We start from the raw sequence: 14444 nt of genomic DNA, 5'->3' as shown, positions 1-14444 counted from the left end.
ATAGCGGAAACTCGTTGATAAATCTTAACCCATGAAGACGCTTGGAAAAGTAGGTATATACTGTTTAGCTAATGATCAGGTTTTGGAATGGATGATTCCTTTCTTAGAAAGTCTCAGGACCTATGAGCCTGAATGCCCTCTATATGTTATACCTTTTAATGATAATATATCCCAACTAAGTAAAATTTCTCAGAAATACAATTTCAATTTTTATCGCGATATAAACTTGGAGCTATTAGATGGAGTGGGAGCAAAAGTAAGGGGTATCGACGATATACATAATCACAGATTTCGTATTTTTTCCATCTTCTGGGGACCCCTAGAGCATTTTATCTTTCTAGATTCTGACATTATTGTTTTAGATAGCTTGCAAGAGCTGTTCCGAACCTATATCAACTCTGAATTAGAATTTATGTACTACTATAGGGGTATATTCGATCAGGTCTATAAAGAGGGGGAGTTTAGAGATAAAATGATCCGAGAGCATAGGGCAAATGGTTTCAACGCAGGCTCTTTTATATCTTCCCGGGGAGCTTTTAGCCTAGATGATATTCAAGAGTTGGCTGAACAAGCAGCCACAATCAGACAGCATTTTGCTGATAATTGTATTGTCCAGCCTTTTGTCAACTACTGTGTGGATATTAAGGGGCTGAAAACCCAAGCCATTACTGAGGCTATCCCCGATCTAGGCTCCGAGTGGGCAAAATTCAAGATAGAGTTTGCCGATAATACTCACAAGGTAAATGGGAAAAGAATACTATATACCCACTGGGCAGGCTTTGGTCACGGGCCAAATATGCCCAATCGCGATCTGTTTCTTAAGTACAGGCTGAAGAATTTATCTTGGCCCTGGCGCTGGCAATATGTGATCCGCGATCACCTGACCACAATTTTCCGCACTTGGAAAAGTAGGCTAAGTAAAAAACTCAAAGGTTTATTAGGCAAACCCGAGACTAAACCCCTATGAGTGCAAGATATGCTAGAGAACGATCCCATTTTTGAGCTCGGCAAAGTTTCCGTATTAATTCCCTGTTATCAGCATGGACACTTACTTGCTCAAGCAGTGGAATCTGTTTTGAGACAATCTTATCAAAACTATGAGATAATTATTGTCAATGATGGCTCCACCGATAACACCCATCAGGTAGTCCAAGAATATGCCCAGAGATATCCCCAGCGGGTTAAGTACTTATATCAAGAACAACAGGGGCAAGTAGCGGCCAGGAAAAACGGCAGCGCTTTGATCAGGGGCGAATTTCTAATCACTTTAGATGCCGATGATCTGCTCGCTCCGTCAATGATGGCCAAGTGTGTAGAAAGCTTAAGCAAAAACCCTGAAGCAGCCGCTGTGGCCTCTAACGTTTGGATGATGGCGGAAGATGGCCAGACTATACTAGGCCAGCTCGATCAAAGTGAAGTTCCTAGCTGGCCCAATATTCTGGAACACAATACTTGGGGGGGGATTGCGGGCATTATGATCCGCTCCCAGTCTCTGCAAAAAGTAGGCTGGTTCAATTTCGATGGTACTGCGGGGGGTGAAGACTGGGATATCTGGATTCGCTTCGCCAGATCCCGTCAGAAATTGCTGCATATACCTGATTTTTTAGCTCAATACCGTCAGAATTGTAGCTCTCATAGTCGGCAAGGACTCAGGGTCTTAAAAGGGATATTACAGGTTTTGGATTGCTTAACCAAGGAAGATCCGCGCCTGATTCAGCTAGAAAACGTCCATCCCCCCATTGATATTTCTTACTACAATCAACTCCGTAATCGAGCCGTTTTTTTTAACTATGGTGTCGCCTTAGCGGCGGCAGAAGGTGAGGAGACTCTCCAAGATATCTTGCAATACTTTGTGCCATCTGATTTAGATTTAGAAACTCTAGCAACTGCCTATATTAAGGGGATCATTTTCGTCAGTCGAGTGCAAGGAAACCCTAACATTTTTTGTCCAGATTTTCAAGATGATGCCTTAGGCAATGCGCTAAGTTACCTAGAAAATAAAATCTCTGAAGATACGGCCAAGTTGTTGAGGATTAAGATAGCAGAAAATTTAATCACGCAAATTAAAATATCTACCAAAAATTCTAATCTATTCAAGAGTAAAATAAAAACTATCCTGATTAAAATTAAGCAAAAGTTATCAGCTCTGGCAAACCTAAATAAGACGTAAACAACTCCTCTGCCGATTCCTAAAGAGAGGGTATAAGAACTGACTTCAGGCTAAGGAAAACCCCTATAGATCAAATATTTTCTGACTTAATACCCACTGCTTGTAAATCTCTATTGTAGTCCGTCTTTAATCCTCCCCCTAAAAACAGCCTAACTTTCTCAGAAATCCTTGTCCACTTTACCGCTAAAGTAACCAAGACCACCTTGATCCGATCGCTTTGGTTGGGAATTCTGGCATCTTTGTAGATAGCCAGAAGATCGTTCAGGTTAGGCCAATCTCGCCAAATATCACCGATTAAGCCCCGGAAACGGTTTAAATTAGACCGATGGGGGTAACTGATTAAATTGATCTGATGCAATCCCCCCATGACCCTTATGGTTCTAGACCTTAAGGAAGGCCAAGTTTTGCGAGCAGGATGTTTGACTAGGGCTTTTGGGGCATAAACTACTTGATAACCTGCGCTACTAACTCGCCGTCCCCATTCTAAATCTCCTCCCGAGGGAAGAGAGAGATTGAAAAATCCTACGGTTTCAAAAATCTGTTTAAAAGTAAAAATATTAGCAGTTGCGCCAAATTTCATCTTCGTAACTAATTCTTCTTGGGGTAAAGCTGTAATCATCTCAAAAAGCTCAACCGCGTTGGCTTTGCCTTCGATTTCGGGAAAAACCTCAATATGACCTGCAACCAAACCACAATTAGGAGTATTGACCAAATCCTCTACCCCCTCTCTCAGCCAGTGGGCATCGGGAAGGCAGTCAGCATCAGTAAAAGCAATGATTTCACCCCGGCATTCCCTAATCCCCGTGTTGCGGGCAGCAAATTGCGTGGGGATGGTTTCTACCAGATAAGAGGCTCGAGGAAATCGAGCCACGCAATCTTTAATGCTATCATCGGGCCCGTTATCGACAACAACGATCTCCCAATCGTCCGTAGGATATATTTGTCGCTCAAGAGCTTCTAGGCAAGTTTTCAGACCCTCTACATCATTAAAAACAGGAATAATAATTGAGACAAAGGGGAAAGTCATAAAATACTTAGAGATCAATCGTCCCAGTTGGGCATCTTCTAAAAAATTACCTCACAAATCCCAGTCTTGTCAACTAACTCTATAAGACTAGGAACTGGGGTGGGGTTTAAACTGCCAAAAGGGGTAAAAAAGCTGTGAAGATGTTATAATAAGCCCCGTCCCGTATCTAAATGGTTAGAGGCAAGATTAATGGCATCTCCTACTTGTTCGCTTTGGTTTTTTGTAGCGCGGACTGACTTACCATTTATGATGCTTACTATCCCCCATATAGTTAAGATGTGTAATTTTCCCTTTCAAGAAAAAGTGTTAGCCATAGACACGGCTGCTTTAAGTGGGGAAAAAGTTGATCGTCCTGGTATTGGTACGATGGAAGACTTACGCCAATGTGCGCAAACTTTGCTGCACAAGGGTGTGGTTGACCGGATTGTAGATTTTAATTACGATTCCAGGTATCAAGAACGATTATATCTAAAACATTTCGGCAGTGCCATAAAACCTACTCATAACTATAAAGGCTATCCGATCCTTGGCTCGATTTTTAAGATAGAAGAATGTCAGAGTGACTATCTGCTGCATTTTGATAGCGATATGATGATGTACCAAGAGCCAGGCTACAAATGGATTGCTGAAGGAATTGATCTGATGGAAGCAAATCCTCGGATTATGTTTGTCCGTCCTATGACAGGACCGCCCACCTCTGATGGTAAGTTTTTTGAATCAGATACGGGCAAATTAAATCCTCAAGGTTTTTATGAATTTAAATATTTTGGAAGTCGCCTATATTTGCTCAAATGTAACCGGTTTGATGAGTTATTACCCCTGCCTATCATCTGGTATAATGAATATCGGCAGCAGTTTGTAAAAAATTGGCCAGAAGGGATGAAAACAGCCCTAAATATCTGGACTGGAAAGGGAAAATTAGATTCTTGGGAAATTATGGTTTCTGAGAAGCTCAAACAGACGGATTATCTGAGGATTAACCTCACCAACCCTAGAGCTTGGAGTCTACACCCGAAAGAGAGAAGCCCTGCTTTCATCGCAGCTTTACCATCAATTATTGCTAGGATAGAAAGGGGCGATTTTCCAGCCAAACAAGCGGGATTTTATGATTTAATTTTTGACCTGTGGGTTTAGCTCTGAATCATCCCAAGGCTATCAGAACATTAAATTGCGTTTCTTCGGTTTGTCTGATGCAATGTACAGGGTTATAAGGAATGAAACTCTTATAGAGAAAGGCATTTAGCGATTTTTGTCAATTGTTTTTTATCTAGAGGGAACTAATCAATTAAGTCTCTTGCCAGATAAGGATTTAGTCGATTTATGCCCCCCTATCGAACCATAACAAGTAACGAAGAGCCGAATAATTTGACGTGCTGTCACCCATTTTACCTTAGCTGACAATAAGTACCTAAGCAAAATTAATTACACACATCTAACCCCCCCTTGCCTTTTGCCTTTTGCCTTTCTTCACTAGGAAATTTATTTTGCACGACTACTTAATTATAAATTTTTATTTCCCTTGAATTCCCTATTCTAAAAACAGAACTATCTTCCTGAATTAACCCCGTTCGTTCTCAGCCAATCCCTTTGATTGCTTGAGTATTTATAATTAATTTGTCCCACCAGTTGTTTTTTTTGTGATCGCCTGTCCCTGAAAAATAGTCACTTTCTACTATATTTTGCCTTCCAAAATCGGGGTTAATGCTCTATTTATTTCAAAATGAGAATTGCTGGATATTCAGCCAATCCTACTTATCCTGACTTCCCACACCCCACGCTCCACGGAAAACTTTTTGCCGCAAACCCTAGATACAGATTTTGGGCGGTGGATTGGTTGTGATAGAAATATAAATATCGATCGCTTGCTATCAATCTTGATGAAAAGACGATATTTTCTGGCTTTTATCGGATCAATTGTCCTTAGTTGCTTATTATCTCTAGGAATAAACCTTTTTTCATCTACTATCGCCACCGCGCAAACCCAGACAATTCTAGTTTCTGCCGCCGCTAGTCTCAAAGATGCCCTAGAAGAAATCAAGCTGGGGTTTGAAAAAGCCCATAGTAACATTAAAGTTAACTATAACTTCGGTGCGTCGGGAGCTTTGCAACAGCAAATTACACAAGGTGCGCCAGTTGATGTTTTCCTCTCGGCTGCCACTAAGCAAATGGACGCTTTAGCAAAAGCTGGTTTAATCGATAGAAGTACCAGAAGAAACCTGCTCACTAATCGCCTAGTTTTAATCGTTCCCAAGAATTCCGCCCTAAAAATCAGCGATTTTCGTTCCCTGACTAACAGTAATGTCCAAAGAATTGCCGTGGGTGAACCGCGCAGCGTTCCCGTCGGTCAGTACAGTGAAGAAGTTCTGAAAAATCTCGGCATTTTAGAGCAAATAAAACCAAAACTGGTCTTTGCCAACTCTGTCCGTAATGTTCTCGCCGCCGTAGAGACTGGTAACGCCGATGCTGGCATTGTTTACATCACCGATGCCAAAATTTCCGACCAAGTAAAAGTAGTGGCTACGGCTGCCAATAATCTCCATTCTCCGATTATTTACCCGATGGCTGTGATAAAAGCCAGCAAAAACCCGCAAGCTGCCAAGACTTTCGCCCAATATCTCACCAGGACAGCCGCTAAAAACATTTTTGAAAAATTCGGCTTCGGAATACCCAGATAAACAATGCCAGACTTTTCCCCCCTATGGATATCCCTGAAAACCGCCACCATTGCCCTGATAATCATCTTTTTTCTCGGTATTGCCGCCGCTTATTGGATGTTAGGTTATCGTGGACGGTGGAAATCCCTAATCGAGGCAGTTTTCGTCGCACCCCTAATCTTGCCCCCGACGGTGCTAGGCTTCATTTTACTGCTCCTATTCGGCAAAAACGGATCCTTAGGACAGTTATTAGACCTATTTAACTTTCGCATCGTTTTTACTTGGTATGCCGCCGTTATCACCGCGACGGTGGTAGCTTTTCCCCTGATGTACAAAACCACCCTCGGCGCTTTTGAACAGGTGGATGCCAATCTTTTACAGGTTGCCCGCACCCTGGGGGCATCGGAAGGGAAAATATTCTGGCGCCTACTTTTGCCCCTCTCCTTCCCCGGGGTATTAGCAGGATTAACCCTAGCTTTTGCCCGCGCTTTGGGGGAATTTGGGGCGACTTTGATGTTAGCCGGTAATATTCCGGGGCAAACTCAAACTATCCCGATGGCGATTTTCTTCGCTGTGGAAGCAGGAGCGATGACTGAGGCTTGGATATGGGTGTTTATTATCATATTAATCTCCCTATCGGGTATTATCGCCGTTAATCTCTGGCAAAGTCAACGCAAGCAGCAATTAGGACGACCGGGAGAAAGCAAACCTAACGAGATGGAGGACTGGCTGCCACCCTGGGAGGGTCGCGATTTTGCCCTTTTAGCAGCTGAAAATCAGCATTATAGGGATAAAATAGGCTTATTTTTCGATATAGAGAAATATTTACCCGGTTTTAACCTCTCGGTCACTTTTAACTGCCAAAATCAGCCATTAGGACTATTAGGGGCTTCGGGTTCGGGAAAAAGCCTGATTTTGCGATCGCTGGCTGGGGTAGAAACGCCCTCAAGGGGCCGTATTGTCTTAAATGGTCGCATTCTCTTTGATTCCGAAAAGGGAATTAATCTCCCCAGTCGTCAGCGTCGTATCGGTTTTGTGGTGCAGAATTATGCTCTTTTTCCCCATCTCACCGTAGCAGAAAATATCGCTTTTGGTCTCTCGAAAAACTTATCTAAAAAAGTTATTAAACAGCAGATTGTCAACCAATTGGAATTAGTGCAGTTACTTGGCATGGAAAACCGTTATCCCCATCAATTATCGGGGGGACAACAGCAACGGGTCGCCATCGCTCGCGCTTTAGCTAGTCATCCGGAAGCTTTATTATTAGATGAGCCTTTTTCTGCCCTTGATACCCATCTACGCGCTCAATTAGAACGTCAGATGATCAAAACTTTAAGTAATTACGATGGCGTGACAATTTTTGTTACCCATAATATGGATGAAGCCTATCGAATATGTGAGAATTTATTAGTTATGGAAAAAGGGCGGGCAATTGCTAATAATTCTAAACAGAAAATTTTTGAGCGACCAGATAGCGTTAGTTTGGCAAAAATTACTGGCTGTAAAAATTTTTCCCGTGCTATTATCATCAATAATCAACAATTGGAGGCCATTGATTGGGATGTTAAATTACACACCATCCCCGGAATTACCGACTATTTAGCCTATACGGGAATTCGCGCCCATCAAATTATTTTTGGTCGAGATTTAGGCGATATTAATACTTTTCCCTGTTGGTTGGCTAATGCCATTGAAGGACCCCATCGGGTGACTCTCTATCTAAAACTTAATCAACCCTCCAACCACGACAGAGATTTTCAGATCCAAGCAGAGTTATATAAGGATAAATGGTTAGAGATTAAGGAGCAAGCTTTGCCTTGGACTGTTACTTTATCTCCCCAGCGTTTATTATTATTAAAATAAACAGAGATTTTGATGCTAAGTTGTCAAACACCCCCCTTATCAAGCTATCCATTAGTCGGATCTTTCTTAACAAAAAGAGAAGAAACTTAAAAAAAGGGGAAACGATTGATAGGTATAGTTTTGAAAGAAGGAATTAAGGTGGAGGTAAGCAAAAAAATGGAGAAATGGGCAGCCCAAGAATTACAATATGCAGACCTGGGGGACACCAGAAGAAAGAAAAGGTTAATCAGTATCGTAGAAAACTTGGCCAGCCAACCTAGTACAAGTGTGCCACAAGCTTCGGGAAATCTAGCCGCAGCGAGTGCCACCTACGACTTTTGGAATTCCCCCTATTTTCACCCCTCAGATATAATTGCCGCCCAAGCCAAAAGTACAGTAGAAAGAATCAAAGAACATCCAATAGTTTTGGCAGTGCAAGACACAACAAGTTTAGACTTTACGACGCAAAAAGCAAAAAAAGGAATGGGTTATCTAGATTATAAAAAATCCTTTGGTCTCAAAGTTCATACCACCTTAGGAGTGTCAGCGCAAGGAATACCTTTAGGACTGATTAATCAATATGTCTGGGCAAGAGAAGAAAAGAATTTAGGGATTGCCAAGCAAAGAAAAAAAAGAGAAACCGAAGAAAAAGAAAGTCAAAGATGGTTAGAGTCTGTATCAGAAACACAACAACAAATACCCGAAGATATTCAAGTAGTAACAATCGGAGATTGTGAGGCAGACATATTTGATTTATTTGCCCAATCAAGAAGTCCTAACTCTCATTTATTAATCCGAGGAACTCATAACCGAAAAGTTAACTATCTCGAAGACAAGCAAAGGTCAGGGCATCCAGAACCTAAATATTTACATCAATCCATCAGAGAAATAAAAGCCTGTGGTAGCCTAGATGTGCAAGTAAAACGCAATCCTAATCACGAGGCTAGACTAGCTAAACTAACAGTTAGATTTGCCAGTTTTGAAATACAAGTACCTAAGCATCACTCGAAAGCGAACCCTCGTCAACCGGTCAAATTACAGGTAATTTTAGCTGAAGAAGAAAATCCGCGTCCTGGAGTTAATCCTATCAGTTGGCTCCTCTTAACTAGCCTAGACATTAGTAGCTTTGAATCAGCGATAACCTGTGTGCGCTGGTACAGTTATCGCTGGTTGATAGAACGCTATCATTTTGTTTTAAAAAGTGGTTGTGGATTAGAAAAACTGCAATTAGAAACGGGTCGTAGAATTGAGATGGCCTTAGCTACCTATTCAATTGTAGCTTGGAGATTACTCTGGTTAACCTATCAAGCACGCTTACACGGAGAGGAGAGTTGTGAAAGTTTTTTGGAAGAACATGAATGGCAATCTTTGTGTGCCACTATTCATAAAAAGAGTCCGCCACCTGAAAAGCCGCCCTCCTTTCGAGAAGCGGTCAGAATGATTGCTTCTCTTGGGGGGTTTTTAGGTAGAAAAGGTGACGGTGAACCAGGTGTTAAAACTATTTGGTTGGGACTGCGAAGGTTACATGATATCAGCCAGACTTGGAAACTATCTCATCAAATTAGTCCCCCCATAGAACCCCCTTGAGCCATCTTGCACACTTTTCTCTTTTTGTCAAATTTTATGTTAAGAAAGATGTGACTAATGGATAGCTTATCAAGGGGGGCAGGGGGGATCGGCACCCCCTTATTAAGGCGGGATTAAGGGGGGATCGGCACAAGGGGGGATCAAGGCTGGATCGAACCCAAAATCTATCTTCAATAGAGTTCTAATATAATTAGAAGAGGTTGATCAAAGGGGGTTTATGGACGATAAAACCGCAAAGCTGGAAGCATCGGAATCTGAGGAGAAAAAAGAATCAGATTTTGACCAGGAAAAGGAACAGGCTCAAGTTTGGACGGGAAAAATCACTGCTTTTGTTGCCCATCAACTCCGAACCTCCGCTCCTTCCCTTCCAATTATCGGGGGTAGCATTACAGGCGGCTTAACTTGGCTTAGTCAACATGACGCGGTTAACGCAATTATTGTCGGGGGAGTCACCTTTATCGTCACGGGCTTTTTTACCTACGGATCAGCCTGGAGTAAAGCGTTTTTAGAAGTGGCAAGAACCAAAGGTAAAAATCATGGTAAAGGTACAGCTTTAAGCTTTTTTGTTTGGCTAGACAAAGGACTTGAAAAAATACGTTGGCAATTAGCTAATCCTGACGGGAAATATTTAATTAAATTACGGGATTCAGATTGTCGTTATGATGATATTGAAGGGATTGAAGATGCAATCTTTGGTTTTTCTACCCCAGAACTAGAAGAAATTTTTATTAATTTGGATCTGAGTCAATTAGAACTGCGCTCAGAAGAAGAGTCTAAAGGTACGGGGGATGATATTTGGGATTTGTTGCGACGGGCTAAAAAGAGGACAAATTTACGGTTGTTAATTCTGGCTCCTGGTGGACGAGGAAAAACAACTTTATTGCGTCATTTAGCCTATAACTACGCTCTAAAACAACCGAAACAAAATGCACCTTTTTTAATTCCTGTCTTTTTACGTTTACGGAGATGGCAGGAATTGATTACCACCACAGAAGGATTGGATTTACCAACCTTAATTGAGCGACATCTTAAACAAGATATTTCTCAAGAATTAGATTTACCTCAGAACTGGGCTAAAAGTCATTTAACCCGTCAGCGAATGTTAGTGATGTTTGATGGTTTTGATGAAGTTAAACCCGAATATGCCGAAAAAGTCAGTCAATGGATTGGCAAACAGTGGCAAGATTTTCGCCAAAACTATTTTATTTTAACTTCTCGTCCGAAAGGCTATCAAGCGTTTAGCTCTGAGCATAAACCTCGGCAAAAGGTGTTTATTAATGAATTTACCGATAAAAATATTCGGGATTTTGTGTATAAATGGTATTTCTGGCAAGAGCAGGAAACCAGAGTTAGCAGAAGTTTAAAAGCTAAACAAGAAGCTGCCGATAATAAAGCAAAGGATTTAATTAATCAGTTATTTGCTCTCGATGATTCCGGGGAAAGTTCTACTCTATTAGCCTTAGCGAGAAATCCCTTAAATCTGAATATGATAGTACAGTTACATCGGGCAAACTTTGGCTCGGGACAAAAATTACCTCAGCAACGAGTGGATTTATTTCGCCGAATTTTTGATCTGCAATTGATCACTCGCCCTCAAGCTAGGGGCATTGATATGATTTTAGATAACAATGAGGAAAATCATCGTCAACGGGTATTACAACAATTAGCCCTGAAAATGGGAAATACAACCACGATTGAATATTCGGAATTACTGAGTTCTATACAAAATTTTATTCAGGAATTGGGTTATCCTGAAAGCACTTCGGCTAAGGATTTTGTAGAGCGGTTAATTCATGTGAGCGAGTTAATTTTGAAAAAGGATGAATACTATGAGTTTGCCCATAATCTTTTTCAGTCCTATTTAATTGCTTTGGAGATTAAACGGTTAAAGCAGGAAAATTTACTCAAGAAAAATTGGGAGCAAAATCTCTGGTACGAGGCTTGCATTATGTATGCAACTTTATTGATTAATCCGACTGATTTTATTGTCTATTTTTATAATCAATCTAATCCTAAAGCTCAGGGATTAGCGGAGCGATGTTATTGGGAATTACCTGTTAAAAAACGTCGCAGATTGGAACTTTTAGAACAAAAACGACAGACTTCTCTCTTTACCCAACTAGAAACCTATCTGAAAAATGGGCAATGGCGCGAAGCCGATGAGGAAACGATGCGGTTAATGTTGTTAATTGCTAAAAGGGAAGATGAAGGCTGGCTAGATGAAGAAAGTGCTGAAAACTTTCCCTGTGAGGAATTACGCACCATTGACAAGCTCTGGGTAGATAATAGCGGCAGCAAATTTGGCTTTTCTGTGCAGAAAAAAGTCTGGCTGGATTGCGGTGGTGTCCTAGGGAAATACGATTATGATGTGTATAAAAAATTCGCTGACGAGGTGGGTTGGCGCGGGGACGGACAATGGTTGATCTATGATGAGCTAACTTTTTTATTAGAGGATAGTCAACACGCACACCTACCCTTGAAGAGGGATAAAGATGGGTTTGTGAGGTGGTATATTTCTTTTCTCGCGCAGCGACTTGTAACCTGCAATATATCACAGACTTATACATCTTAAACCAGTAAAAAGCCCCCCTTATCAAGGGGGGTTGGGGGGATCAAATTCAACCAGTAAAAAGCCCCCCTTATCAAGGGGGGTTGGGGGGATCAAATTCAACCAGTAAAAAGCCCCCCTTATCAAGGGGGGTTGGGGGGATCAAATTCAACCAATAAAAAGCCCCCCTTATCAAGGGGGTTGGGGGGATCAAATTCAACCAGTAAAAAGCCCCCCTTATCAAGGGGGGTTGGGGGGATCAAATTCAACCAGTAAAAAGCCCCCCTTATCAAGGGGGGTTGGGGGGATCAAATTCAACCAGTAAAAAGCCCCCCTTATCAAGGGGGGTTGGGGGGATCAAATTCAACCAATAAAAAGCCCCCCTTATCAAGGGGGGCTAAGTACGGTAACATGACTAACCAGAAAGTAAGCTTATGCAATTAACCAATCATCATCATCTACCCTACAATCCCAAACTCGTAGAACGAGCCAAAGAACTCCGTAAAAATATGACCAAAGCTGAAAGAAAACTTTGGTATGAATACTTAAACAATTTTCAATATAGAGTTCATCGCCAAAGACCGATTGATCAATTTATTGTTGACTTTTATTGCCCCGAATTAAAATTAGTGATTGAAATTGATGGTGATAGTCATAATAGGGAAGATGCTCAGACCTATGACTTAGAAAGAACCCAAATTTTATCAGGTTATGGATTAACAGTAATCCGCTTTACTAATCAAGAAGTTTTGAGTAATTTTGAGGGAGTTTGTGGAGTAATTGGAAGTTTGATCCCCCCAACCCCCCTTGATAAGGGGGGCTTTGATCCTTCTTGATAAGGGGCTTTGATCCTTCTTGATAAGGGGCTTTGATCCTTCTTGATAAGGGGCTTTGATCCTTCTTGATAAGGGGCTTTGATCCTTCTTGATAAGGGGGGCTTTGATCCTCCTTGATAGGGGGGCTTTGATCCTTCTTGATAAGGGGCTTTGATCCTTCTTGATAAGGGGCTTTGATCCTCCGAATCCGGGCTGCCGCAAATACGGCGGCGAGGATGTCAGGTATTACTCCACTCAATTAAAGCGCTAGTCAACCCTTCTAGGGTGTATTCTCGCGCCTCGATATCAACACGACCAAATAACTCTTGACAGGTTTTTGAAGTTTGCGGACCGATAGAAGCCAGACAAACTTTTTCTAAGAGGGAATTAACCGATAATTCTGCCGTTTCTTGCAGCAATAACCGATAAAAATTCTGGACGGTTTTGGAACTGGCAAAGGTGACTATATCGACTTTCCCATCTCGAAAGGCTTCCCAGATGCCACTATCCATGCGTGCCGGACATCCGGAATAATATGCGGCCACTTCCGTCACCTGACCGGCTTTGGCCGTTAATTCCTTAACTAATATCTCTCTCCCTCCCGTTTCCACGCGAGGAAAGAGGAATTTTTGCCCCTTAATCGGGTCGGGAAACTCGTTTACCAAAGCATCAGCGACAAAATCCCCCGGGATAAAATCCGCTTTTAATCCCCGTGAGTGCAAAACTTGGCTGGTTTTTTTGCCCACCACGGCGATTTTTACAGTCGCTAAAGCCCTAGCATCTTTTCCCCAAAATGTCAAGCGATCAAAGAAAAAATTAACAGCATTGGCAGAAGTTAAAATCAGCCAATCAAACTCTTTTAACTGAGCGATGGCATCGTCTAAACCTTGCCAACGGTCGGGGGGACGAATCTCTAAAGCGGGCATTTCCAGGACTTCTGCGCCTTGATTTTGCAAAATTTCGCTAAATTGACTCGTTTGCTCGGCGGCACGGGTAATAACAATAGTTTTACCGCCTAGGGGTGGGGGAGAGGACATAATCGCCAGATCCACAACTTGACCAATGACCATAATAGAGGGTGAGAGGGACACCCCGGCGGTTTGAGCGAGAATATTTTCTAAAGTGCCGCGCCAAATTTGTTGATCCTTGCGTCCCGCCTGACGGATAATAGCGATCGAGTCGTGAATATTCCGCCCATTTTGGCATAATTTCTCGATAATTTGCCCTAAAGACTGACCGGCCATCAATAGCACAAGTGTATCAATTTTAGCTAAAGCTGACCAATCGAGAGACTCGGGATCGTGAGCGCTCAAGACCGCAAAACAGCGACTAATATCCTTTTCGGTCAGGGGAATTCCGGCCAATAAAGGAGCGGCTAAAGCGGAGGAAATACCGGTTATCAGTTCAAAATCACAGCCTGCCTGCTTTAGGGCCAACATTTCAGGATATACTCGCCCAAAAACCCCCGGATCACCACTTTTAAGCCGAATAACCCGTTTTCCCTCTTGACAATAATTAACCAGTATCCGATTAATCTGATTCTGCTCGGCCCCGGGTTGTCCCCCCCGTTTGCCCACATCGACTAAAACACAGGTTTTCGGCACTAGGGAGAAGATTTGACTATCCACTAGGGCATCATACAGCAAAACCTCGGCCGTGGCTAAAATTGCTCGCGCTTGCAGGGTGAGAAAACTACTCTGACCGATTCCCGCACCGAGAAGATAAACTTTACCCCGGGGATGGACGACTGCTGACATAATCGCAAATTTGAGTTTAATCTTTAATCTAGCACTTGGAGAAG

10 protein-coding genes are annotated in these 14444 nt (G+C 42.2%); 8 read left to right on the top strand and 2 right to left on the bottom strand.

What is annotated here, in order from left to right; genetic code table 11:
• Positions 1-31: 31 nt before the first annotated feature.
• Positions 32-967: a glycosyltransferase gene (locus tag ACQY1Y_RS11375; protein WP_430014596.1), complete on the top strand. Its 936-nt coding sequence runs from the start codon at positions 32-34 to the stop codon at positions 965-967.
• Positions 968-976: 9 nt separating this feature from the next.
• Positions 977-2170, top strand: a complete 1194-nt coding sequence (locus ACQY1Y_RS11370; protein WP_430014595.1) for a glycosyltransferase family 2 protein — start codon at positions 977-979, stop codon at positions 2168-2170.
• A 70-nt stretch (positions 2171-2240) separates the two neighbouring features.
• Here ACQY1Y_RS11370 and ACQY1Y_RS11365 read toward each other — a convergent pair whose 3' ends face one another.
• On the bottom strand, positions 2241-3197 hold the full coding sequence (locus tag ACQY1Y_RS11365; protein WP_002732381.1) for a glycosyltransferase: 957 nt from the start codon (positions 3195-3197) through the stop codon (positions 2241-2243).
• A gap of 189 nt (positions 3198-3386) precedes the next feature.
• On the opposite strand from ACQY1Y_RS11365, the gene ACQY1Y_RS11360 reads away from it, so the two are divergent.
• The 6 genes from ACQY1Y_RS11360 (at position 3387) to ACQY1Y_RS11335 (ending at position 12664) form a co-directional block, all read left to right on the top strand.
• Positions 3387-4331 (top strand): hypothetical protein, encoded by a 945-nt coding sequence (locus ACQY1Y_RS11360; protein WP_002753562.1) that lies wholly within the window; start codon positions 3387-3389, stop codon positions 4329-4331.
• A gap of 743 nt (positions 4332-5074) precedes the next feature.
• Complete coding sequence (modA, locus tag ACQY1Y_RS11355) at positions 5075-5872, top strand: molybdate ABC transporter substrate-binding protein (RefSeq protein ID WP_430014669.1); 798 nt, start codon at positions 5075-5077, stop codon at positions 5870-5872.
• A 3-nt stretch (positions 5873-5875) separates the two neighbouring features.
• On the top strand, positions 5876-7714 hold the full coding sequence (modB, locus tag ACQY1Y_RS11350; protein ID WP_430014594.1) for a molybdate ABC transporter permease subunit: 1839 nt from the start codon (positions 5876-5878) through the stop codon (positions 7712-7714).
• Between the two features lie 156 nt (positions 7715-7870).
• The gene (locus tag ACQY1Y_RS11345; protein WP_430014668.1) at positions 7871-9280 is read left to right on the top strand and encodes an IS4-like element ISMae7 family transposase; all 1410 of its coding nucleotides are present in this window, start codon (positions 7871-7873) and stop codon (positions 9278-9280) included.
• A 217-nt stretch (positions 9281-9497) separates the two neighbouring features.
• Complete coding sequence (locus ACQY1Y_RS11340; protein ID WP_430014593.1) at positions 9498-11852, top strand: GUN4 domain-containing protein; 2355 nt, start codon at positions 9498-9500, stop codon at positions 11850-11852.
• 410 nt (positions 11853-12262) lie between these two features.
• Positions 12263-12664, top strand: a complete 402-nt coding sequence (locus tag ACQY1Y_RS11335) for an endonuclease domain-containing protein (RefSeq protein ID WP_430014592.1) — start codon at positions 12263-12265, stop codon at positions 12662-12664.
• A gap of 218 nt (positions 12665-12882) precedes the next feature.
• On the opposite strand, the gene cobA is transcribed toward ACQY1Y_RS11335, so the two are convergent.
• Positions 12883-14400, bottom strand: a complete 1518-nt coding sequence (gene cobA, locus ACQY1Y_RS11330; protein WP_430014591.1) for a uroporphyrinogen-III C-methyltransferase — start codon at positions 14398-14400, stop codon at positions 12883-12885.
• Between the last annotated feature and the right edge of the window lie 44 nt (positions 14401-14444).

The organism is Microcystis ichthyoblabe FBCC-A1114, assembly GCF_050500245.1.
Taxonomy (GTDB): Bacteria; Cyanobacteriota; Cyanobacteriia; order Cyanobacteriales; family Microcystaceae; genus Microcystis; species Microcystis ichthyoblabe_A.
This window is presented reverse-complemented; position numbering and strand designations above follow the sequence as displayed.